Origin of the sequence: Promicromonospora sp. AC04 (assembly GCF_003058225.1) — a bacterium.
GTDB lineage: Bacteria > Actinomycetota > Actinomycetes > Actinomycetales > Cellulomonadaceae > Promicromonospora.
The window spans coordinates 911,428-930,930 of sequence record NZ_QBUG01000001.1 but is presented as its reverse complement, the minus strand read 5'-3'; the positions used below and the strand labels follow the sequence as shown (position 1 = coordinate 930,930).

20 protein-coding genes are annotated in these 19,503 nt (G+C 70.0%); 15 read left to right on the top strand and 5 right to left on the bottom strand.

Going from position 1 to position 19,503, the window contains the following annotated elements; translation table 11 throughout:
• Positions 1-8 precede the first annotated feature (8 nt).
• The 3 genes from C8K30_RS04035 (at position 9) to C8K30_RS04025 (ending at position 3,072) form a co-directional block, all read left to right on the top strand.
• A complete protein-coding gene (locus C8K30_RS04035; RefSeq protein ID WP_108491550.1) occupies positions 9-569 on the top strand; it encodes an aminodeoxychorismate/anthranilate synthase component II in 561 nt (186 codons plus the stop codon).
• Positions 570-571: 2 nt separating this feature from the next.
• Complete coding sequence (locus C8K30_RS04030; protein WP_199230323.1) at positions 572-1,897, top strand: anthranilate synthase component I family protein; 1,326 nt, start codon at positions 572-574, stop codon at positions 1,895-1,897.
• An 89-nt stretch (positions 1,898-1,986) separates the two neighbouring features.
• Complete coding sequence (locus tag C8K30_RS04025) at positions 1,987-3,072, top strand: MBL fold metallo-hydrolase (protein ID WP_108491549.1); 1,086 nt, start codon at positions 1,987-1,989, stop codon at positions 3,070-3,072.
• Between the two features lie 23 nt (positions 3,073-3,095).
• On the opposite strand, the gene C8K30_RS04020 is transcribed toward C8K30_RS04025, so the two are convergent.
• Positions 3,096-3,575 (bottom strand): MarR family winged helix-turn-helix transcriptional regulator, encoded by a 480-nt coding sequence (locus tag C8K30_RS04020; protein ID WP_108491548.1) that lies wholly within the window; start codon positions 3,573-3,575, stop codon positions 3,096-3,098.
• A gap of 118 nt (positions 3,576-3,693) precedes the next feature.
• Here C8K30_RS04020 and C8K30_RS04015 point away from each other — a divergent pair, with 118 nt between their 5' ends.
• The 6 genes from C8K30_RS04015 to folP all read left to right on the top strand — a co-directional run bounded on the left by C8K30_RS04015 (position 3,694) and on the right by folP (position 10,096).
• Positions 3,694-5,022 carry an aminomethyltransferase family protein gene (locus C8K30_RS04015; RefSeq protein WP_108491547.1) on the top strand — a complete coding sequence of 443 codons (1,329 nt, stop codon included), beginning with the start codon at positions 3,694-3,696 and terminating at the stop codon, positions 5,020-5,022.
• A gap of 148 nt (positions 5,023-5,170) precedes the next feature.
• A complete protein-coding gene (locus C8K30_RS04010; RefSeq protein ID WP_108491546.1) occupies positions 5,171-6,508 on the top strand; it encodes an aminomethyltransferase family protein in 1,338 nt (445 codons plus the stop codon).
• 92 nt (positions 6,509-6,600) lie between these two features.
• A complete protein-coding gene (locus tag C8K30_RS04005; RefSeq protein ID WP_108491545.1) occupies positions 6,601-7,470 on the top strand; it encodes a methylenetetrahydrofolate reductase in 870 nt (289 codons plus the stop codon).
• Positions 7,467-8,372, top strand: coding sequence for a formyltetrahydrofolate deformylase (gene purU, locus C8K30_RS04000; protein WP_108491544.1), 906 nt, complete (start codon positions 7,467-7,469; stop codon positions 8,370-8,372). Before C8K30_RS04005 ends, purU begins: the two co-directional genes overlap by 4 nt.
• Positions 8,373-8,390: 18 nt before the next feature.
• Positions 8,391-9,239 (top strand): bifunctional methylenetetrahydrofolate dehydrogenase/methenyltetrahydrofolate cyclohydrolase FolD, encoded by an 849-nt coding sequence (gene folD / locus C8K30_RS03995; RefSeq protein ID WP_108491543.1) that lies wholly within the window; start codon positions 8,391-8,393, stop codon positions 9,237-9,239.
• Between the two features lie 59 nt (positions 9,240-9,298).
• Complete coding sequence (gene folP / locus C8K30_RS03990) at positions 9,299-10,096, top strand: dihydropteroate synthase (RefSeq protein WP_108491542.1); 798 nt, start codon at positions 9,299-9,301, stop codon at positions 10,094-10,096.
• A 28-nt stretch (positions 10,097-10,124) separates the two neighbouring features.
• Here the strand turns inward: folP and C8K30_RS31660 are convergent, their stop codons facing one another.
• Positions 10,125-11,048: a LacI family DNA-binding transcriptional regulator gene (locus C8K30_RS31660; protein ID WP_108491541.1), complete on the bottom strand. Its 924-nt coding sequence runs from the start codon at positions 11,046-11,048 to the stop codon at positions 10,125-10,127.
• 167 nt (positions 11,049-11,215) lie between these two features.
• On the opposite strand from C8K30_RS31660, the gene C8K30_RS03980 reads away from it, so the two are divergent.
• Entirely contained in the window at positions 11,216-12,166 is a 951-nt protein-coding gene (locus tag C8K30_RS03980; RefSeq protein ID WP_108491540.1) for a LysR family transcriptional regulator, read from the top strand.
• Here C8K30_RS03980 and C8K30_RS03975 read toward each other — a convergent pair.
• On the bottom strand, positions 12,163-12,423 hold the full coding sequence (locus C8K30_RS03975) for a metal-sensitive transcriptional regulator (RefSeq protein ID WP_108491539.1): 261 nt from the start codon (positions 12,421-12,423) through the stop codon (positions 12,163-12,165). The genes C8K30_RS03980 and C8K30_RS03975 overlap by 4 nt on opposite strands.
• 14 nt (positions 12,424-12,437) lie before the next feature.
• Positions 12,438-12,590, bottom strand: a complete 153-nt coding sequence (locus tag C8K30_RS30910) for a hypothetical protein (protein ID WP_199230367.1) — start codon at positions 12,588-12,590, stop codon at positions 12,438-12,440.
• An 88-nt stretch (positions 12,591-12,678) separates the two neighbouring features.
• Between C8K30_RS30910 and C8K30_RS03965 the strand changes: the two genes are divergently transcribed.
• On the top strand, positions 12,679-14,460 hold the full coding sequence (locus C8K30_RS03965) for an FAD-dependent oxidoreductase (protein ID WP_108491537.1): 1,782 nt from the start codon (positions 12,679-12,681) through the stop codon (positions 14,458-14,460).
• A gap of 79 nt (positions 14,461-14,539) precedes the next feature.
• Entirely contained in the window at positions 14,540-14,668 is a 129-nt protein-coding gene (locus tag C8K30_RS31595) for a hypothetical protein (protein WP_255415698.1), read from the top strand.
• Between the two features lie 54 nt (positions 14,669-14,722).
• Here C8K30_RS31595 and C8K30_RS03960 read toward each other — a convergent pair whose 3' ends face one another.
• The gene (locus tag C8K30_RS03960) at positions 14,723-15,997 is read right to left on the bottom strand and encodes an ATP-binding protein (protein ID WP_108491536.1); all 1,275 of its coding nucleotides are present in this window, start codon (positions 15,995-15,997) and stop codon (positions 14,723-14,725) included.
• Positions 15,998-16,315: 318 nt separating this feature from the next.
• On the opposite strand from C8K30_RS03960, the gene C8K30_RS03955 reads away from it, so the two are divergent.
• From C8K30_RS03955 to C8K30_RS03945, 3 genes are read left to right on the top strand one after another with little or no spacing between them, the layout of a single operon-like run.
• Positions 16,316-17,701 (top strand): CpaF family protein, encoded by a 1,386-nt coding sequence (locus tag C8K30_RS03955; protein WP_199230363.1) that lies wholly within the window; start codon positions 16,316-16,318, stop codon positions 17,699-17,701.
• A complete protein-coding gene (locus C8K30_RS03950; protein WP_108491534.1) occupies positions 17,701-18,558 on the top strand; it encodes a type II secretion system F family protein in 858 nt (285 codons plus the stop codon). The genes C8K30_RS03955 and C8K30_RS03950 overlap by 1 nt, the downstream gene beginning before the upstream one ends.
• Complete coding sequence (locus tag C8K30_RS03945) at positions 18,555-19,472, top strand: type II secretion system F family protein (protein ID WP_108491533.1); 918 nt, start codon at positions 18,555-18,557, stop codon at positions 19,470-19,472. Before C8K30_RS03950 ends, C8K30_RS03945 begins: the two co-directional genes overlap by 4 nt.
• Positions 19,473-19,503: the final 31 nt, after the last annotated feature.

Genomic DNA, 19,503 nt, shown 5'->3' with positions numbered 1-19,503 from the left:
GAGCACCGGTGAACGTCCTCGTGATCGACCACCACGACTCCTACACGTGGAACCTGGCGCACCTCGTCGCCGAGGTGACGGGTGCCCTTCCTGACGTCGTCCAGCACGACGAGGCCACGACCAGCGACCTGCGGGCTCGAACTCACGTCGTGCTCTCGCCCGGCCCGGGCACCCCGGACGACCCGGCCGACTTCAGCATCGGCCGCGACCTGCTCCGCTCCGCGCAGGTGCCGGTGCTGGGCGTCTGCCTCGGCCTGCAAGGCCTGGTGAGGGCGTACGGCGGAACGGTGCGCAGGGTGCGGCCGGCCCATGGGGAGGTCGCCACGATCCGGCACGACGGCACCGGTGTGTTTCGCGGTCTGCCGCCCGAGTTCCGGGCGGTCCGCTACCACTCGCTGGCTGCTGTCGCGGTCCCGTCGTGCCTGTCGGTCACCGCGCGCAGCGAGGACGGGACCGTCATGGGGGTGCGGCACCGTCGCCTGGCGCTGGAGGGCGTGCAGTTTCATCCCGAGTCGGTGCTGTCCGAGCAGGGTGCACGGCTGATGGCCAACTTCCTGGGGCTGAGATAGCCGTGTGCGACGACGAGGCCGCGATCGCGTACTTTCGCGAGGTTGCCGCCACGCACGCTCGTTGCTTCTGGCTCGACGGAGCCGGCGGCCGGGACTGGTCGGGGCGCACCTCCCATATCGGGTGGCTGGCCGACAAGGACGTCTCCCTGTCGTACACGGCATCCGACGGACTGGTGCGCCGGCATGTCGGCGACGCCGTCGAAGCGGTCGGCACCGACATCTTCACGGTGCTGGACCAGGAGCTGGCGTGCGGTCCGGACGATGTGGAGTGGGTCGGCTATCTCGGGTACGCCGCCCGGTCTGACCTGCCTGCGCGGCCGAGCGGCGACCTTCCGGACTCGGTCTGGATGCGGGCGGGTCACGTCAGGCGGTTCGAGCACCCGCCCGCTGAGCCTCCTGGAGCCGGAGCGGTCCTTCCGCATCCGCTCGAGACGGGTCGAGAGGATGCGTACCGAACGGCCTTCGCCAGGGTGCGGGAGCAACTGCACGCGGGGAACTCCTACGAGGTGAACCTCACCTATCGGGTAGGAGTCGAAGCCGACTCCGCCGCAGTCGAGACCTACCTCGCCCTGCGTCGGCGCAACCCAGCGCCGTATGCCGGTTTTCTCCAGCACGACGTGGCCGGGGCGCGAGCCTGGGTGCTGAGCTCGAGCCCGGAGCGGTTCGTGACCATCGATGCTCACGGATGGGCCGAGAGCCGGCCGATCAAGGGCACGACAGCGCGTGGGGCGACCGCCTCGGACGACCTGTGGCTGCGCGACCAGCTGGCTGATGATCCTCGCTTCCGGGCCGAGAACCTGATGATCGTCGACCTGATCCGTAACGACCTCGGGACGGTCAGCCGGGCGGGGACGGTGTCGACGCCGCGCCTCATGGAGGTCGAGAGCTACGCCTCGGTGCACCAGCTGGTCTCGACGGTGCGCGGTCGTCTGCGCGGTGACGTGTCGACGGTCGCCGCGATCCGTGCGTTGTTTCCTCCGGGCTCGATGACGGGGGCGCCCAAGCTCCGCACGATGCAGGTGATCGACGAGGTGGAGGACACCCCGCGCGGGGTCTACTCGGGCGCGTTCGGCCGGGTCGCCGCGTCCGGTGAGGCCGACCTGGGCGTCGTGATCCGGTCCCTCGTGACCGACGGCTCCGGCCGCTGGTCCGTCGGGACGGGCGGCGGCATCACTGTGCACTCCGACGTCGAGTCCGAGCTGACCGAGACCCGGGTGAAGGCGACCCGGCTGCTCGACGTGCTCCACCGGACGGACGGCGATGGCCGGGCCATCGACGACCGGCTGCGTGGCCGGCGACTTCCCACCTGGGATGTCGCGAGTTCCTGACGGGAGATATGAAGATGGAATCAGACGACCAGTGCTGTTCGTCGCCCGCGTCGAACGACGCAGGGACCGGTAACCGGCCGGCCCGTGCCATGACGCGACGAAGCCTGCTGGCCGCGGCCGGCGGCTTGGGCCTCGCGGGAGTCGCGCGGCCGGCCTGGGCCGCGGCCGGCAGCTCACCGCCACGCCGTCCACAGCCCTCCGAACGAGGTCTCTCCGTGGTGCTGCTGGGCACCAAGGGCGGGCCGCCGGTGAGCGCGGACCGCGCGGGCATCTCGTCGGCCGTGGTGGTTGACGGCGCGACCTACCTGGTAGACGCCGGTCGTGCCGCCGTCACCCAGTACACGTCGGCGGGCCTGGCCTGGGCCGACCTGCGGGCCGCGTTCGTGACTCACCTCCACACGGACCACATCGCGGACCTGTTCCAGGTCTTCCTGCTCGGCGGCTTCCAAGCACCTGCTCAGGGTGACTCGCTACCCGGACCCGTCCCGGTGTACGGCCCGGGCCCCGCGGGCGGGCTCCCACCGGTGTTCGGCGGCGGCCAGGCACCGACGACCAACCCTGACGACCCGACCCCGGGGCTCGTGGGCTTCTTCGACCGGTCCAGCGAAGCGTTCGCCTACAGCACCAACGTCTTCATGCGTGACTCGCTGATCCGCGAGACCCGGGCTCTGGCCGACGTCCACGAGATCCAGATGCCGCAGGTCGGGGCCGACCATCAGCACACCGCGCCGACGATGGACCCCTTCGTGGTCATGGAGGACGATCGCGTGCGCGTCAGCGCCGTGCTGGTACCGCACGGGCCGGTCTTCCCCGCCTTCGCCTACCGCTTCGACACCGACCACGGTTCGGTCACCTTCTCCGGGGACACCACGTACAGCTCCAACCTGGTCAGGCTGGCCAGGCGCTCCGACCTGCTGGTGCACGAGGCGATCAACGTAAGGGGCTGGTCCGGGCCGCCCGCCGTCGTCGAACACCTGCTGGAGGGCCATGTGGAGGTTCAGCGCGTGGGATCGATCGCCCAGGGTGCGGAGGTGGAGCGACTGATCCTCAGCCACGTCGGAGACATGGCCGAGCCGCGCCGGCTCGATCCGCGCAAGTGGCACCGATGGGCGCAGCAGGGGTACGACGGACGAGTGAGCGTAGGCAACGACCTGGAGGTGTTCCGCGTGCGCTGACCGGGCTCGTAACGCCCGGCCGGTCAAGCCCTACGGACAGGCCATGCCGGTGTGACGGGGACGTCGGGGCCGTCGATGTCGGAGGTGACCCTGCTGAGCAGCCCGGTGAGGGTCTCGACGTCGGCGCCGGAGAGGCTCGAGGTGACCGCGCCGTTGACGGTCGCCATGATCTGACGACCCCGCGCGGTGCTCCTGAGGCCGGTGTCGGTGAGCTCGTAGAGCAGCACGCGCTTGTGGACGGGGTGGGTGCCTCGCTGCACCCACCCCAGCTTCTCGAGCCTGTTCAGCGCTGTCCCCACGCTCTGCGGGGCGATGTGGAAGCCCCGCGACAGATCGGCCGCGGACAGCGGTCCCAGCTGGTCGAGGTGAACTGCCAGGCCGAGCTGTGTCGCGGTGACGCCGAGCTCGTCCAGGGCCTCCTGCACCCGTCGGTGCACGGCGTTCTGGGCCCGCCAGAGGACGTGGGTGAACTCGTCGTTCCAGTCCGTCGCGGCACTGTTCAAGGTTGTGCTCCAGGAGTCGAGCCAAAGGGTTGTTATCAGATGTCTGTCAAGTTAGCATACGTCTGTCAACTACGGCGATCCGCGCCGGCAGGGGGCGCAACGAGAGGAAGCGAGCGTCATGGCATCACCCAGTCTCCAGGACGGAATCGACCGGGCGGGCTCTGCCGTCGCCCTGCGCTGGACCGACAGCCCCCGGCCGTGGAACCCGCCGGTCGTGGAGCCCGAGTACTCGGGCTGGCGCAAGGAGCAGGCGGCGTGGCAGGACGGCGTCGCGCTCATGGACCTGTCGTACCACATGTGGGACACGTTCATCACCGGCCCCGACGCGACGCGCATGCTCGGCGAGCTGAGCGCGAACAACTACCAGAACTTCGCCATCGACCAGGCCAAGCAGCTCGTCGCGGTCAACGAGCGCGGCCTCCTTGTGGGAGACGGCATCCTGCTGCGTCGCGGCGAGCTGGACTACACCCTCACGGGGCGCCCGACCGCTCAGAACTGGATCACCTACCACGCCCAGCAGCGCGGGTACGACGTCGAGCTGAGCAGCGACCCCGACTGCTCGCGCGACCCCAGCCATGTCCCGCCGTTCTTCCGCTACCAGATCCAGGGGCCGCTCGCGCAGCAGCTGATCGAGAAGGCGTTCGGGGGGCCGCTTCCGGAGACCAAGTTCTTCCATACCTCGCACGTCACGCTCGCGGGCAAGACGTTCCGTGCGCTGCGCCACGGCATGGCAGGCCAGCCCGGCTACGAGTTCATCGGCGACCACGCCGACCACCTGGCCGTCCGGGAAGCGCTGCTGAAGGCCGGCGAGGAGTTCGGGCTCGAGCGTGTCGGTTCGCAGGCGTACCCGACGGCTCAGGCCGAAGGGGGCTGGGTGCCGGCACCGACGCCGGCGATCTACGACGAGGCCGAGCGGGAGTACCGGTCGTGGCTTCCCCTGCACACCCCGGACGGCATGCAGCCGCTCAACGGGAGCTACTACTCCACCGATATCGCCGACTACTACGTCACGCCGTACGAGATCGACTACGGCCGGTCGATCTCCTTCAACCACGAGTTCCTGGGTCGTGAGGCGCTGCTGGAACTGAAGGACGCCGAGCGCCGCCACAAGGTGACGCTGGTGATGGACCAGAACGATGTCGAGAAGGCACTGGGTGCGGACCATGGAATCGTGAACACCCTGGCGAAGCAGCGCGTCGAGGTTGCGGGCGACCTGGTGGGCAGCACGGAGTACACGGCCTTCAGCGACCCGTACGGGACGATGCTCAGCCTCGCTCTGGTGTCGCAGGACGTGGCCGTGCCGGGCGCCGAGGTGACCGTGGTCTGGGGCAACCACCCGGGTGGCGACACCGCGCCGGACGCCGACCTCGGGTTCGCCCGGATCCGGGCGACGGTGCAGCCGTGCCCGTACAACGAGTTCGCGCGCGCCGGCTACCGCAAGGACTGACCTGAGGTGCCGCGCTCGTCGTCGCAACCAATGAGTGCACGACGTGAGGGGATGCGGCGCTTGTCGCCTCCCCTCACCCGCCGCTACGTTACTAGGACGATCTAGTGCGGCCACGCAGAGGTGGCCGCCAGCGAGAGGACGTTTTGCCATGACAGGTCTCAGTGTTGAGGACGGCATCCAGAGGGCAGGGTCGGCGGTCTCCCTCCTGTGGAAGCCGGATGCCCCGGCGTGGACGCCCGAGGTGATAGAGCCGGAGTACGCCGGCTGGAAGACCGAGCAGCATGCCTGGTACGACTCGGTGACCATCGCCGACCTGTCACACCACATGTCGGACACGGTGGTCGAAGGGCCGGACGCCACCAAGGCGCTTGCGGCGACCAGCGCGAACAACTATGAGAAGTTCGTCGTCGGCCAGGCCAAGCAGTTCGTGACCGTCGCCGAGGACGGCAACATCATCACCGACGGGATCCTGCTCAAGGAGAGCGAGGAGCGGTACGTCCTGAGCGGCGTACCGGCGGCCCAGAACTGGGTGATGTACCACGCCAAGAAGCTCGGCTACGACGTCGCCTTCGAGAGCAACCGCGAGACGTCCGCCCGCAAGCCCGATGCCGACCCCATGGTGTTCCGCTACCAGATCCAAGGGCCGCTCGCGGCCGACCTCATCGAGCGTGCGTTCGGCGGGCCGCTTCCGGAGACGAAGTTCTTCCACTCGACGCCGGTGAGCCTGCGGGGACGTCGATTCCGCGCGTTACGTCACGGCATGGCCGGTCAGCCCGGCTTCGAGTTCGTCGGTGACTGGGCCGACGCCGCTCTTGTCAAGGAAGCGCTGATGAACGCGGGCGAGCCCCTCGGCCTCCTCCACCAGGGCGCCTGGGCCTACCCGACCGCCAGCCTCGGCAGCGGCTGGATCCCGTCGCCCACTCCTGCGATCTACGCCGACCCCGACCTGCTGGACTACCGGCGTTCCATCCCCCTGTACTCCTACGAGGGGATGAAGCCGCTCCAGGGCAGCTTCTACTCCAAGAACATCGAGGACTACTACTGCTCGCCGTACGAGCTCGGGTACGGGCGGTCGATCTCCTTCAACCACGACTTCATCGGGAAGCCGGCGCTCGAGGTGGCGAAGCGGGAAGCTCCGCGGACCAAGGTCACCCTCGTCTTCGACCGGGACGACGTGCGCCGTGTGCTCGGCGAGGACCCTGGCTTCGTCCACAACTACTGGCGCAACCGGGTCGAGACCGACGCCGGTCTGGTTGGCATGACCTTCCAGACGGGTTGGCTCGACACCGAGCGCACCGTGCTGGCCCTGACCCTCGTCGATAAAGCCGTGGCGAGCCCGGGGACCCAGGTCGAAGTCGTGTGGGGCCAGCACCCCGGGGCGGGTACAGCGCCCGACGCCGATCTCGGCTTCCCCCGCCTGCGCGCCTCCGTGCAGCCCTGCCCCTTCGACGAGGTCGCCCGGACCAAGTACCGACACGACGCCTGACCTCACCTCGAGCGAGTCCGACCACGGCGGCTCCGAGCCGCCGTGGCGGGCACTCGCGGCCATTTCGCGGCACAAGACACCCGGAGGTACTCATGTCCATCCCGACGGCCAGGTCGATCGACGTGCGCGGTCTGCTCACCGACCATTCCCTGGAGATGACGGGCAAGGACGTGCCCCACCTCCTCGAGGCACGGACTTCGATCCCGCAGGGCACCAGGATCAACGTCACCTTTCTGGAGAACGAGGACCTCCGCGTCCGCATCCGGGCCGCCCGCACTGTGCGTGACCTGGGATTCGTCCCCGTTCCCCATATCTCGGCACGTCGGTTCGACTCCGAGGCGATGCTCGAGGAGTACCTTGGCGCGCTCCAGGCGGACGGCGCCGTCGACCACGTCTTCGCGGTGGGTGGCGATCCGGCCACCCCGCACGGCCCCTACGGTGATGCGCTCTCGGTGATCGCCTCCGGGGTTCTTCAACGTTACGGCGTTCGCAGCGCATCCATCGCCGGCTACCCGGACGGGCACCCGGACATCTCCGAGGCGGAGCTCTGGGCGGCACTGACGGACAAGGCCGCGGCTCTGCACGAGCAGGGACTCGCCGGTGGGATCATCACCCAGTTCGGATTCGACGTCGATCCGGTCATCGCCTGGGTCGAGGAAGTCCGTCGGCGCGGTATCACCCTGCCCATCCGGGTCGGCGTCCCCGGCCCTGCCGGCATTCGGCGGCTGGTGCGGTACGCCTCCCGCTTCGGGATCGGCACCAGTGCTGGGATCGCCAAGAAGTATGGGTTCTCGATCACGAACCTGGTGGGTACTGCGGGCCCTGACAAGTTCATCGGCGAGCTGGCCGAACGACTCGACCCGGGGCTTCACGGCGGGGTCAAGCTGCACTTCTACACGTTCGGCGGCCTCGGCGCGACCTCGAGCTGGATCACGGACCGCCAGAAGGAGGCGCAGCGATGACGCTCGTGCAGGAGGCACCCCGACAGGCTCGTAGCAACCCTGCGGCTCAGAACCTGGCGTCGCTGATCATCAAGGGTCAGGACCGGACCGGCATCGTCGCTGCCGTCACATCAGTGCTGGGAAAGCACGGCGCGAACATCGTCTCCCTGGACCAGTACTCCGACGACCCGCAGGGTGGCGCGTTCTTCCAGCGCACCGTCTTCCAGCTCGACGACCTGCCGATCGCCCTGCCCAGGGTCGACGCGGACCTCACCAAGGTGCTCGGCAAGGGCTTCGACCTCGACTTCACGCTGCGCGACATGGCAGTGCCCAAGCGGGTCGCCATCTTCGCCTCGAAGTCCGACCACTGCCTGCTCGACCTGTTGTGGCGGCATCGACGGGGTGAGCTTCCTGTGACGGTGGCGATGGTGGTCTCCAACCACACCGACACCGCGGAGGAAGTGCGCTCGTTCGGGATTCCCTTCTTCCACGTGCCGTCGTCCGGCGCGGACAAGTCGGCGGCGGAAGCGGAGCACCTGCGGCTCCTGGAGGGCAATGTCGACTTCGTGGTGCTCGCCCGTTACATGCAGATCCTCACGGGCGACTTCATCTCGAAGGTCGGTGTGCCGATCATCAACATCCATCACTCCTTCCTCCCCGCATTCATCGGCGCAGGACCGTATACCAAGGCCAAGCAGCGCGGGGTGAAGCTGATCGGGGCGACGGCGCACTACGTGACCGAGGACCTCGACCAGGGGCCGATCATCGAGCAGGACGTGGTCCGGGTCACCCACGCTGACACCGCCGCCGACCTGCAGCGCCGAGGGGCGGACGTCGAGCGCGCGGTGCTCTCCCGCGCCGTCGCCTGGCACAGCGAGGACCGGGTGATCCGCCACGAGAACCACACCATAGTGTTCGGCTGACCGGAGGCGAGCGAAGGCATGACGCACAAGATCGACGGGCGAGCGATTGCCGCTCGGGTCCGGGCAGAGGTGGCCGTCGAGGCGGCCCGTTGCTGGCCGGACCCGGAGCGAGCCCCCGGACTGGCGACCATCCTCGTCGGAGACGATCCCGCCAGCGCCGTCTATGTCGCGTCGAAGAGGCGCGCCGTGGTCCAGGCCGGGATGCGGGACCTGCACGTCGAGCTCCCGGCCACCGTCAGCCAACGCGAGCTGGAGACGGTGATCGACCGGCTGGCTGCAGATCCCCAGGTAGCCGGGATCCTGCTGCAGCTGCCGCTCCCGCCAGGGCTCGAGGCCGGGCCCCTCATCAACCGGATCCCGCCCGAGAAGGACGTCGACGGCCTCACGACCGAGAGCGCCGGCCTGCTCGCACGGGACCGGCCGGGATTGCGTCCGTGCACGCCGTCAGGTGTGATCGAGATCCTCGACTCCGAGGGCATCACCATCGAGGGTGCCAAGGCCTGCGTCGTGGGACGGTCCGACCTCGTGGGGCGTCCGATGGGACAGATGCTCCTGAACCGTGACGCGACGGTGACCGTGGCGCACAAGGAGACCCGGGACCTGATCTCCGCCACCCGAGAGGCCGACATCCTTGTCGTCGCGACCGGCGCCAGGGGACTCATAGGCCTTGAGCACGTCAAGCCCGGCGCGGTGGTCGTCGACGTCGGGATCCACCGGACATCGACCGGTCTGACCGGTGACGTACGGGCTCACGAGGTTGAAGGCCTGGCCAAAGCGATCACCCCGGTCCCGGGCGGCGTCGGCCCGATGACTATCGCGATGCTGATGTCGAACACGTTGAGGGCAGCACTGTGGTCCCGGGCGTAGGTCGGACAGCCGTTCGCCCGTTCCCGGTGCCGGGCACCGCGACCGGACGATGCCTGGTGATGGGGATCCTCAACGTCACGCCGGACTCCTTCTCCGACGGCGCGCGCTACCTGGCACGGGACGCCGCCGTCGGGCACGGGCTCGCCATGGTGCGCAACGGTGCCGATCTCGTTGACGTGGGCGGCGAGTCGACCCGCCCGGGTGCGTCCCGTGTCTCCGAGCCGGAGGAGCTACGGCGGGTCGTCCCGGTGGTGCAGGCCCTGGTGGCGTCAGGTGTGCGGGTCAGTGTCGACACGATGCGTGCCAGGGTCGCCGCGGCGGCGATCGGCGCGGGCGCGACGGTCGTCAATGATGTCAGCGGGGGATTGGCGGACATCGAGATGGGCCGAGTCGTGGCCGAGTCGGACGTGACCTACGTCGCCATGCACTGGCGCGGTCACAGCGACCAGATGATGGAGCGCGCGTCCTACCTCAACGTGGTTGAGGACGTGCGGTCAGAGCTGCTCAGGCGCGTGGACGCCCTCGTCGCAGCGGGAATCGACGCAGGCAGGATCGTCCTCGACCCGGGGCTCGGATTCGCGAAGAACGCCGATCACTGCTGGGCACTGCTCCGTGGGCTGGAGCGGATCCTCGACCTCGGCCATCCCCTGCTCGTCGGCGCCTCGCGCAAGGCTTTCCTGGGACGCGCGGCCGAGCAGTCGTCGGGCGCGGTGCCGACAGCCGCGGATCGGGACCACCTCACCGCGGCCGTCACGACACTCGCTGCGGCTGCCGGAGCGGCCTGTGTTCGCGTCCACGACGTTCGAAGCAGCCGTGACGCGGTGACGGTGGCAGGCGTATGGCAGAGCCCGTCGTGAGTGCCATGGCCGTTCCTGCCGATGTATCTCAGACGGACTCACGATCGATCACGCGGGCCGGCTCGGTGACCAGGTCGCTGGTGTCCGTTCCCAGGATCTGCCGGGCCGCGCGCCGGCCATGAGCTTCGGCGTCGATGTGGACCGTCGTGAGACCCGGGGTCGAGAGCGCGGCGTAGTCGGTTGCGTCATAGCCGATCACGGCGAGATCGTCAGGGAGGCGACGACCGAGCGCGGCGGCGTACTTGAGCACCCGGAGCGCAACCTCGTCGTTGAAGCCCGCGATCGCCGTCACCGGGTTGTCGCTCAGGAACGCCCCGACCTTCTGGGCACCGCCTGCCTCGGGGCCCGGGACGGTGATCGGGACGAGCGGCCTCAGGCCGAGCTGCTCGGCGGCCTGGCGTGCGAACTCCTCGCGTACCAGCGCGAACATCGTGGGACTTTCCGGGAGCGCCATCGCCAGCCGGTCATGACCTCGCTCGGCGAGGTGGCGGATCTGGACGGCTGTGTGGGCGGCCAGCCCGTCGGTCCAACCGCCGTCCGCCAGCTCGCGCCCGGTCGAGTAGTTCGCGGCGAAGTCGATCACGCTCCGCGGAGAGATCATGTGGCGGAGCTGGTCCGTCGACGCGTCGGTGGGATGACCGTGCTTCACGAGCAGGATGTGTTCGTGGCGCGCCAGCTCGTCGTCGAGACCGTCGATGTAGGACCTGGAGTAGTTGCCCTCGAGACTGGCGTCGACGTTGAGCACGACGACGCGCGAAGTACCTTCACGAAGCGCGCGCGCGATGCCGTCCGGGACGTAGCCGAGCTCTCGGGCTGCACGCTGCACGCGTTCACGGGTGGCGGGCGAGATGGTCTGGGTGGGGGTGTCGGAGAGGACGAACCCGACCGTTGCCTTGGAGACACCACTCGCGCTGGCGACGTCCTTCATGGTGACGCGAGTGCTCCGGGTCATCTGTCCTCCGCCGTGTGTGGTCCTCTCCCCAGATCGTATCGACCAGGTCTCTCGTCGCCGGCCTGGTCAAGGCGGTTCCGGGAGCCGATACTTCCCGGCTTACTTGCACGATCTAGTAGTATCATGACCTGGCGTCGACGAGGACGCAGAAGGGCCAGGAGACTTGTATGACGGAGGACCGACTCGTAGCCATGCGGAGCCTGGTTGCCGTCGCCGGCTCCGAGAGCTTCGCCAGTGCAGCTGAACTGATGAGGACGTCGTCGTCCTCGGTGTCCCGACACGTCGCGAGTCTTGAGAAGCAGCTCGGCGCACGGCTGGTCATTCGGACAGCGCGTTCGGTGACCCTGACGGAATATGGCGTCCGTTACAGCGCCTTCGCCCGCCGTATCCTCGACGAGATCGAGGAAGAGGACCGCAACCTCACCTGGATGAACAGCAGCGTCGCCGGACCGCTCTCGGTGATCTGCCCCAAGTGGCTGGGCAGCCTCGACCTGGGCGAGGCCATTGCCGCGTTCGCGGTGGAGTACCCCGACGTCGAGCTTCATCTTGAGCTCGGGGGAGTGCAGGACCGTGCCTATTCGTTCGTGGACAGCGGCTTCGATGTCTCCTTCCACACGCGTCCGTTGCGTGACTCCCGGATGCAGCTGCGCCGGATCGCGTCGCTCGCGTTCGTGCCGTGCGCCGCGCCGGACTACCTGGACAGCCGAGGCCGGCCCGAGAGCATGGGCGACCTTGCCGGGCACGACTGCCTGACGCACGACCAGGAGTCCTCGTGGCGGCTGACGATCGACGGCCAGGAGCACGTGCACAAGATCGTGCGCAACTCATTCTCGGCGAACTCCTACATCGCTCTGCAGAAGGCGGCGGTGCATGGTCGCGGCGTCGCGCTGCTGCCGATGCTCGCAGCGCATGACGCGATTGCCGCGGGGGAGCTGGAGGTGTTGTTCTGCGGCGCCTGCGTCCAGGAGCGGTCGTTGTGTGCCGTCTACAGTCCGGGGGCGCCAGAGAAGGTGAGTGTCTTGCTCGACTTCGTGAGCAGCTGGTTCAGACAGCGCTCGATGTCGAACGGAGCGACCGTCGCATCGCAGTCGCCTCGGGGCCGAGGAGGCGTGTCCTAGGCGAGCGACAGGAAGAGCTTCTCGAGCTTCTGCATGTCGGCCGGGCCGTTCTCCTCGTCGTCCAGGCACTGCTTCAGGCCCGAGGCGATGACGGCGAAGCCCGCCCGGTCGAGCGCCTTGGAGACGGCGGAGAGCTGCGTGACGACGTCGGCGCAGTCCGCCCCCTCGTCCACCATCCGCACGACGGCGGCAAGCTGGCCCTGGGCGCGCTTGAGCCGGTTGGCGACCTGCCTCATCTCGTTCGGATCGAGGTCCATGATCGATCCCCCGTTCAGCGCCCGAAGAGGCGGGACAGGAACGAGCCCTTGGCGGGCTCCTGGGCATGTCCCTCGCACCGGTCACGGCGCGGCACGCCCGCCATCACGTCATCGACGTGCTGGCCGCAGCCGGCCCACGTCGTCTTGCCGCACGTCCTGCATGTCACAGCTCTGCACACGGTGAACTCCTCTGCTCGGTTTTCCTGGATCATACCCCCCGGGGTATTGTGGCGGTCAAACCGAGGGAGAACCCACATGAAGATCGTCATCGTCGGAGGAGTGGCCGCGGGAATGTCGGCGGCCACCCGGCTGCGCCGCCTGGCGGAGGACGCCGAGATCGTCGTCCTGGAGGCCGGCGACCATGTCTCGTACGCGAACTGCGGGCTGCCGTACTACGCGGGCGGAGTCATCGAGGACCGCGACGCGCTGCTGCTGCAGACGCCGGAGTCCCTCGCGTCGCGGTTCCGCCTCGACGTGCGTGTGCGGCACCGGGTGACCGGTGTCGATGCCGTGGCGCACAAGCTGACGGTGCAGGATCTCGTGACGGGCGGCGAGTATGCCGAGCCCTACGACAGCCTCGTGCTCAGCCCCGGCGCCCGTCCGGTCGTCCCTCCGGTGCCCGGGATCGAGCGCGCGCTCGTGCTGCGCGACGTGGCCGATGCCGACCGGCTCGTCGCCGCGATCGACGGCACGGTCGACGGCGTCGGCGGCGGCGGGCCCGCCCGCACGGCCGTCGTGATCGGTGGTGGCTTCGTCGGCCTGGAGGTCGTGGAGAACCTCGTCCGCCGCGGGCTGGCCGTCACGCTCGTCGAGCTGGCCGACCAGGTCCTCGCACCACTGGATCCCGAGCTGGCCGTCCGCGTCCGCGACGAGCTCGAGGCCAATGGCGTCGACGTCCGGACGTCCACGCAGGTCGCTGCCATCACGCCGACGACGGCTCTGCTGGCCGACGTCGCGGGCGGCCGGCACGAGGTGTCCGCGGACCTCGTCGTTGCCGCGATCGGCGTCCGCCCCGACGTGGACCTCGCCGTCCTGGCCGGCGCGGACCTGGGCCCCCGCGGCGGCATCCTCGTCGACGAGGACCTGCGCACCTCGGTCCCGGATGTCTTCGCCGTCGGCGACGCCGCGACCAAGCGCGACGCCCTCGCCGCGCCCGGCGAGCCGGAACCGCCCACGCTCATCCCGCTCGCGAACCTCGCCAACCGGCACGGGCGGCACGTCGCGGACGTCATCCTCGGCCGGGCCGGCATGCGCCCAGCCGTCGGCACCGCGGTCGTCGGCGTGTTCGGCGTGACGGCCGCGTCCGTGGGGCGCAGCGAGAAGCGGCTGCGGGCCGAAGGCCGCCGCTACCGGGCGATCCACACGCACCCCAGCCAGCACGCCGGCTACTACCCGGGCGCGAGCCCGCTGGCGCTCAAGCTCCTGGTCGACCCGGACACCGACCTGATCCTCGGCGCTCAGGCGGTGGGGCATGACGGCGTCGACAAGCGGATCGACGTGCTCGCCACGGCGATGGCCGGTGGGCTGACCGCCTCCGACCTGGCGGACCTCGAGCTCGCCTACGCGCCCGCGTACGGGTCGGCCAAGGACCCGGTCAACATGCTCGGCTACGTCGCCGACAACCTGCGCACCGGCCACACCCGCAGCGTCCAGTGGCACGAGCTCGACGACCTCGTCCGCGAGGGCGCGACCCTCGTCGACGTCCGCACCCCCGCGGAGCACGCGCGCGGCACCGTCGAGATCACAGCCGGCAGCTCACCGTCCAGGGCGCTGAACGTCCCGCTCGACGAGCTCCGCGCCCGAGCGCACGAGGAGATCCCGCCCGGGACCCCCGTCGTCGTGCACTGCCAGGTCGGTCAGCGCGGCCATACCGCGGCCCGGCTGCTGGCCCAGCTCGGCTACGACGTCCGCAACCTCGACGGTGGCTACCGCACCTGGCGTGACGGCATGCACGCCGTTACGGCGCACGCGCGCGGGACGGGCGAAGCACGGCAGCACGTGTGGCCTCGCCACGTCGCCAGGCGTCAGTCTTCATGAGCGCGGGCGCGTGTGTTCCTGACGTCAGCGTGCGAGTGGTGGCGCGAGGGCCTGGCGCTGGGCCTGTTGGAGGACGGACGTGCCCGACCACCTGCTGATCGACGATTCCGACGCGATCCGCACCATGACGAACCCGATCCGGTTGCTCGAACGCGAGGTGCGGGAGCACGCTCCGGACGGTGATCCGGCCCAGGTGCTCAACCCATGAATGTGGGCCGAGCACTCGGGCCCTCGGGCGCGACGGAGGCACGCCTGGCTGGCTTCAGGGGCCGAGCAGTTCTGCGGGTACGACGGCGATCCCGTCGTCGCGCCGGTACGCGGCAGGCCCGGTGGTGATGAGAACGGCATCGAGCAGGTCGTCCCCCAACTTGTCCTGGAGCCATCTCAAGTGTTTGACGTCGTCCCCGCCGGGGATTGCCGTGAGCTTCACCTCGATAGCCACGACCTTGCCGTCGCCACGTTCGACGATGAGGTCGACCTCATGTTCGCCGCGCTTGGTGCGCAGGTGGCTGACACGTGCTCCGTGGGCTTCCGCGTATACCTGGACGGAAAGCGTGACCAATCCTTCGAAGAGCGCGCCGATCAGCGAGTCGTTGCGTGGGAGTGGAACGGTGCCCGGATTCGCGCGTTCCAGGAGTGCGTCGCTGCTGACGTTCAGGAGTCGTGCCGCCAGTGCGGGATCGCACATCTGGTGCTTCGGCGAGGCGCCCAGAGCCGTCATGATGCTGCCGATGCCTGTCCATGCCGGGACCTCTTCGACAAGCCACATGCGTTCCAGGATCTCGCGGTAGGCGACCGTAGTGGTACGCGCCGGCTTGTCGGCGTCTCCGGGTGTCGCGGCCTCGAGTATCGAGTTGTACGAGGCGGTCGTCGACGTCGCTGCCGCGTATGCCCGCAGCCAGGCACGGAGCGTTCCCGGACGGCGTACGACGTGACCGAGCTCCGGGAAGTCGCGATCCACGACAGCCGCCAGGTAGCCGTCGAGAGCGTCCTTGCGGAAACGCTCCGGGAGTCGTCGTATCCCCGGAAAGCCTGAGGAGGTGATTTCCTGAGCGTAGTCTTCGAGGCCTGCCGAGGAGTCGCCCGACACCGGCGGGTGCTCTCCTGCGAGTAGTGCACCCAGCGACACCGAGGGCTCGCCGATCGCTCGCTCCGCGAGAGACATCGGACGCATGCGCAGCTGGACGATGCGGCCCGCGCCGGAGTGCATGGGCTTCTTTGTCGGGGCTGCCGAGCCGGTCAACAGGAAGTCGCCGGCATCCGCGCCGCGGTCGACAGCTCGTCGAACCGCATCCCAGACAGGCGGATGTACCTGCCATTCGTCGACGAGGACCGGACGCTCCGCCTTCGTCAATCGGCTCGGATCGTTCTGAATCAGGCTCAGCTCGAACTCGTCGCCCAGGTCCAGGATCGACCGTGCCCGCCGCGAGGCTGTCTCGGTCTTCCCTACTGCCTTGGGGCCGACGATCGCCACGGCGGGAAGCCCTTCGAGAAGGTCATTCAACTGACGGTCGAGGATCCGCGGGATGTAGTCCACGGTCCTAGGCTACAGATTTGCGGCATCCTACGCTACCGATGTTCGCGGACCTACGAGACTGATCTTCGCTTTCCTGGACTACCGATGTGCGTATTGGGCACCTCGCACCGGCGGTTCGAGCGGGCAAGAGTTATCCACAACCTTCCCTGCCGTGGCGCGCGGATCCGGAAAGATCCTCCTACAGTCGGGGTCGGTGGCGATCTGCAGGGGAGCGTCGGCAGGAACCACCTGCAAGAGCTCAGGGGGAGGGCTATGTCTGCTGCGGTGGAACGGGTGGGAATGGGCCAGGCGGCTCCGGGTGATGCCGGCTACGGGGGTATGGCCGTCCAGGAGCGGGATGCGGCACGAGCGGGCGGGACCGTCTTGCTCGAGCGCGAGGTGCGGGAGCTCGTCCGGCGGCGCGGTATCGATCCGGTGGCTGAGGCCGACCGCTTCGCCGAGCTGGTCCGCGAGGCCGCGTCGGACTACGAGGAGCGGGCTGCCCGGGGCGCCGTCCCACCGCTGCCCGATGCGGCGGCGGCCGTCCGCGAGGTGCACGACGCCGTCGGCGGGCTCGGACCCCTCCAGTCTTATCTGGACGATCCGGAGATCGAGGAGATCTGGATCAATTCACCGACGCACGTGTACGTCGCGCGGCGCGGCGTGCCCGAGCTGACCAGCACGGTCCTGACCACCGAGCAGGTGCGCGACCTCGTGGAGCGGATGCTCAAGACCTCCGGGCGCCGGCTGGATCTGTCCAGCCCGTTCGTCGATGCCCGCCTGCCCGGCGGCGAGCGGCTGCACGTGGTTCTCCCCGAGATGACCGGGGGTGGGATGGCCGTGAACATCCGCAAGCACGTGGTGCGGGCCCGCTCGCTGGCGGACATGGTGCGGCTCGGCTCGCTCACGGCTCAGGCCGCGACCTTCCTCGACGCCGCCGTCCGGTCCGGGCTGAACGTGCTGGTGTCCGGCCAGACGCAGGCCGGAAAAACTACGATGCTCAATGCGTTGGCGGGTTCGATCCCAGGGACCGAGCGGGTCATCTCGGCCGAGGAGGTCTGGGAGCTGCGCCTCCCGGTACGCGACCACGTGGCGCTGCAGACGCGCTCGGCGAACCTCGAGGGCACGGGCGAGGTGCCGCTGCGGCGCCTGGTCAAGGAGGCCCTGCGGATGCGCCCCGACCGGCTGGTGATCGGCGAGGTCCGCGAGGCCGAGGCGTTCGACCTGCTCATCGCCCTGAACAGCGGCGTTCCTGGGATGTGCACGCTGCACGCCAACACGGCGCGCGAGGCGGTAGCGAAGATGACCACGCTCCCGCTGCTCGCGGGGGAGAACGTGTCCGACCGGTTCGTGGTGCCCACCGTCGCCTCCGCCGTGGACCTCGTGGTGCACCTCGGCCTGAGCCGGACGGCGGACGGCGTCGTGCGCAGGCAGGTGCGCGAGATCGTCGGGGTGACCGGCCGGGTCGAGGAGGGGCGCATCGAGACGGCGGGCATCTTCGACCGGGACGCCGACGGCGACCTGCGCCGCGGCGACGGGATGCCGTCCGGCGAGGACCGGTTCGAGCGGGCCGGGTTCGACGTGCTCGCGCTGCTCGCCGATTCCCGCGCCGTGCCGGTCGGTGCGTATCCCGGGCCGGGTGCCACCGCGGGCCCCTGGGCGGACGCGGGACCGCGGGCCGGTGCGTCGGGCCTGCCCGGCGCGGGCCCCTGGGCGGTGCGCTGATGGGGGTGGTGGTCGGCCTGCTCCTGGGCGCGGGCCTGTTCTGCGTGTGGTGGTCGTTCTGGACTCCGACGCCGCGCCCCGCCGGCCGGGTGACCTGGCAGCTGCGGACCAGGGACCTGCTGACGCAGGCCGGGGCGCCCTCCGTCACGCCCGCGATGCTCGTGGGCGCCTGCGTGGCCCTCGGCGTCGTGACCCTGCTCGTCGCGCTGGCCCTGACCCGCTCGCCCGTCATCGCCGCATGCTTCGCGGTGCTGGCCGCGCCCGGACCGGTGGTGCTGGTCCGCGCGCGGGCGCGCCGCCGCCGTCGTGCGCTGCGGGAGGTGTGGCCCGAGGTGGTGGACCACCTCGCCTCCGGGGTGCGGGCCGGGCTGTCGCTGCCCGAGGCGGTGGCGCAGCTGGCGCACCGCGGCCCGGTCGAGCTGCGCGAGCCGTTCGGTCGCTTCGCCCACGACTACCGGGCCGGCGGCCGGTTCGGGGACTCGCTCGACGCGCTCAAGGAGCGCCTCGCCGACCCGGTGGCCGACCGCATCATCGAGGCCCTGCGCCTCACCCAGGAGGTCGGCGGCCAGGACCTGGGCCGGCTCCTGCGGACCCTCAGCGGGTTCCTGCGGGAGGACGCCGCGACCCGTGGCGAGCTCGAGGCGCGGCAGAGCTGGACCGTCAACGGCGCCCGCGTGGCGGTCGCCGGACCCTGGGTGGTGCTCGCGCTGCTCTCCACCCGGCCCGAGACTGCCAGCGCCTACGACTCGCCCGCCGGGATCACTGTGCTCGTCACCGGCGGGCTCTGCGCCCTGGTCGCCTATCGCGCGATGCTGCGGATCGGGCGGCTGCCCGCGGAGCGCAGGGTGCTGCGGTGACGGGCTGGGCGGCGGGAGCGCTTGCGGGCCTCGGCTTCGCGCTGGGGGTCCTGATCGTGCTGTCCCGCCTGCGGGCGCGCGCCGTCACCCTCGACGAGCGGCTCGCGCCCTACCTGCGCCCCCGCGACGCGACCTCGACGCTCCTGCGCGAGGTCAGCCGCACCTCGGCGGTGGTCCGCCTCCTCGGCCTGCACGACGTCGGCGCGCGCCTCGAGCGGTTCGGCTCGCCCCGCGAGGAGGTGCGCCGAAGGCTCGACCGCGCCGGCTCCACCGAGTCGGTGGACCACTTCCGGGCCCGGCAGGTCGTGTGGACGGTGGCCGGCCTGGCAGTGGGCCTCGGCCTCGCGCTGCTGCTCGCGGCGACCCGCGGGGCGGCGGTCGTCCCGCTGGTGGCGCTCGTCGTCGTAGCGGGCGGGTGCGGCTACGTGGCGTGCGACCAGGCCCTCACGGTGCGCGTCCGGCGGCGCGAGGAGCGGCTGCTCGCCGAGCTGCCCACCATCGCGGAGCTGCTCGCCCTGGCCGTGGCGGCAGGGGAGAGCCCGGCGGCGGCCCTCGAACGCGTGGCCTCGACGGCGCGCGGCGAGCTCGCCGCCGAGATCCGGCGCATGGTCGCCGAGGTACGCGCCGGCGCGACCGTGGCCGCCGCCCTCACCGCGCTCGCGGACCGGTCCGGCCTGCCGCCGCTGGCGCGGTTCGCCGAGGGCGTGGTCGTCGCGCTGGAACGCGGCACACCCCTGGCGGACGTGCTGCGTGCCCAGGCCCACGACGTGCGCGAGGCCGGCCGCCGGTCGCTCCTGGAGGCGGGCGGCCGCAAGGAGATCCTGATGATGGTCCCGGTGGTGTTCCTGGTGCTCCCGGTGACCGTCGTCTTCGCTGTTTTCCCCAGCCTGGCCACCCTGCGGATCGGGCTCTGACGTGACTTCTCGAACGGGTCCGCCAACGAAA

Bases quoted from the DNA above. Each gene is read 5' to 3' on its own strand.
- C8K30_RS31660 (WP_108491541.1), bottom strand. From the start codon at position 11,048: ATGACCCGGAGCACTCGCGTCACCATGAAGGACGTCGCCAGCGCGAGT.
- C8K30_RS04010 (WP_108491546.1), top strand. From the start codon at position 5,171: ATGACAGGTCTCAGTGTTGAGGACGGCATCCAGAGGGCAGGGTCGGCG.
- folD (WP_108491543.1), top strand. From the start codon at position 8,391: ATGACGCACAAGATCGACGGGCGAGCGATTGCCGCTCGGGTCCGGGCA.
- C8K30_RS03955 (WP_199230363.1), top strand. From the start codon at position 16,316: ATGGCCGTCCAGGAGCGGGATGCGGCACGAGCGGGCGGGACCGTCTTG.
- C8K30_RS03965 (WP_108491537.1), top strand. From the start codon at position 12,679: ATGAAGATCGTCATCGTCGGAGGAGTGGCCGCGGGAATGTCGGCGGCC.
- C8K30_RS03975 (WP_108491539.1), bottom strand. From the start codon at position 12,423: ATGGACCTCGATCCGAACGAGATGAGGCAGGTCGCCAACCGGCTCAAG.
- C8K30_RS04025 (WP_108491549.1), top strand. From the start codon at position 1,987: ATGACGCGACGAAGCCTGCTGGCCGCGGCCGGCGGCTTGGGCCTCGCG.
- folP (WP_108491542.1), top strand. From the start codon at position 9,299: ATGGGGATCCTCAACGTCACGCCGGACTCCTTCTCCGACGGCGCGCGC.
- C8K30_RS03980 (WP_108491540.1), top strand. From the start codon at position 11,216: ATGACGGAGGACCGACTCGTAGCCATGCGGAGCCTGGTTGCCGTCGCC.
- purU (WP_108491544.1), top strand. From the start codon at position 7,467: ATGACGCTCGTGCAGGAGGCACCCCGACAGGCTCGTAGCAACCCTGCG.
- C8K30_RS03950 (WP_108491534.1), top strand. From the start codon at position 17,701: ATGGGGGTGGTGGTCGGCCTGCTCCTGGGCGCGGGCCTGTTCTGCGTG.
- C8K30_RS04005 (WP_108491545.1), top strand. From the start codon at position 6,601: ATGTCCATCCCGACGGCCAGGTCGATCGACGTGCGCGGTCTGCTCACC.
- C8K30_RS04015 (WP_108491547.1), top strand. From the start codon at position 3,694: ATGGCATCACCCAGTCTCCAGGACGGAATCGACCGGGCGGGCTCTGCC.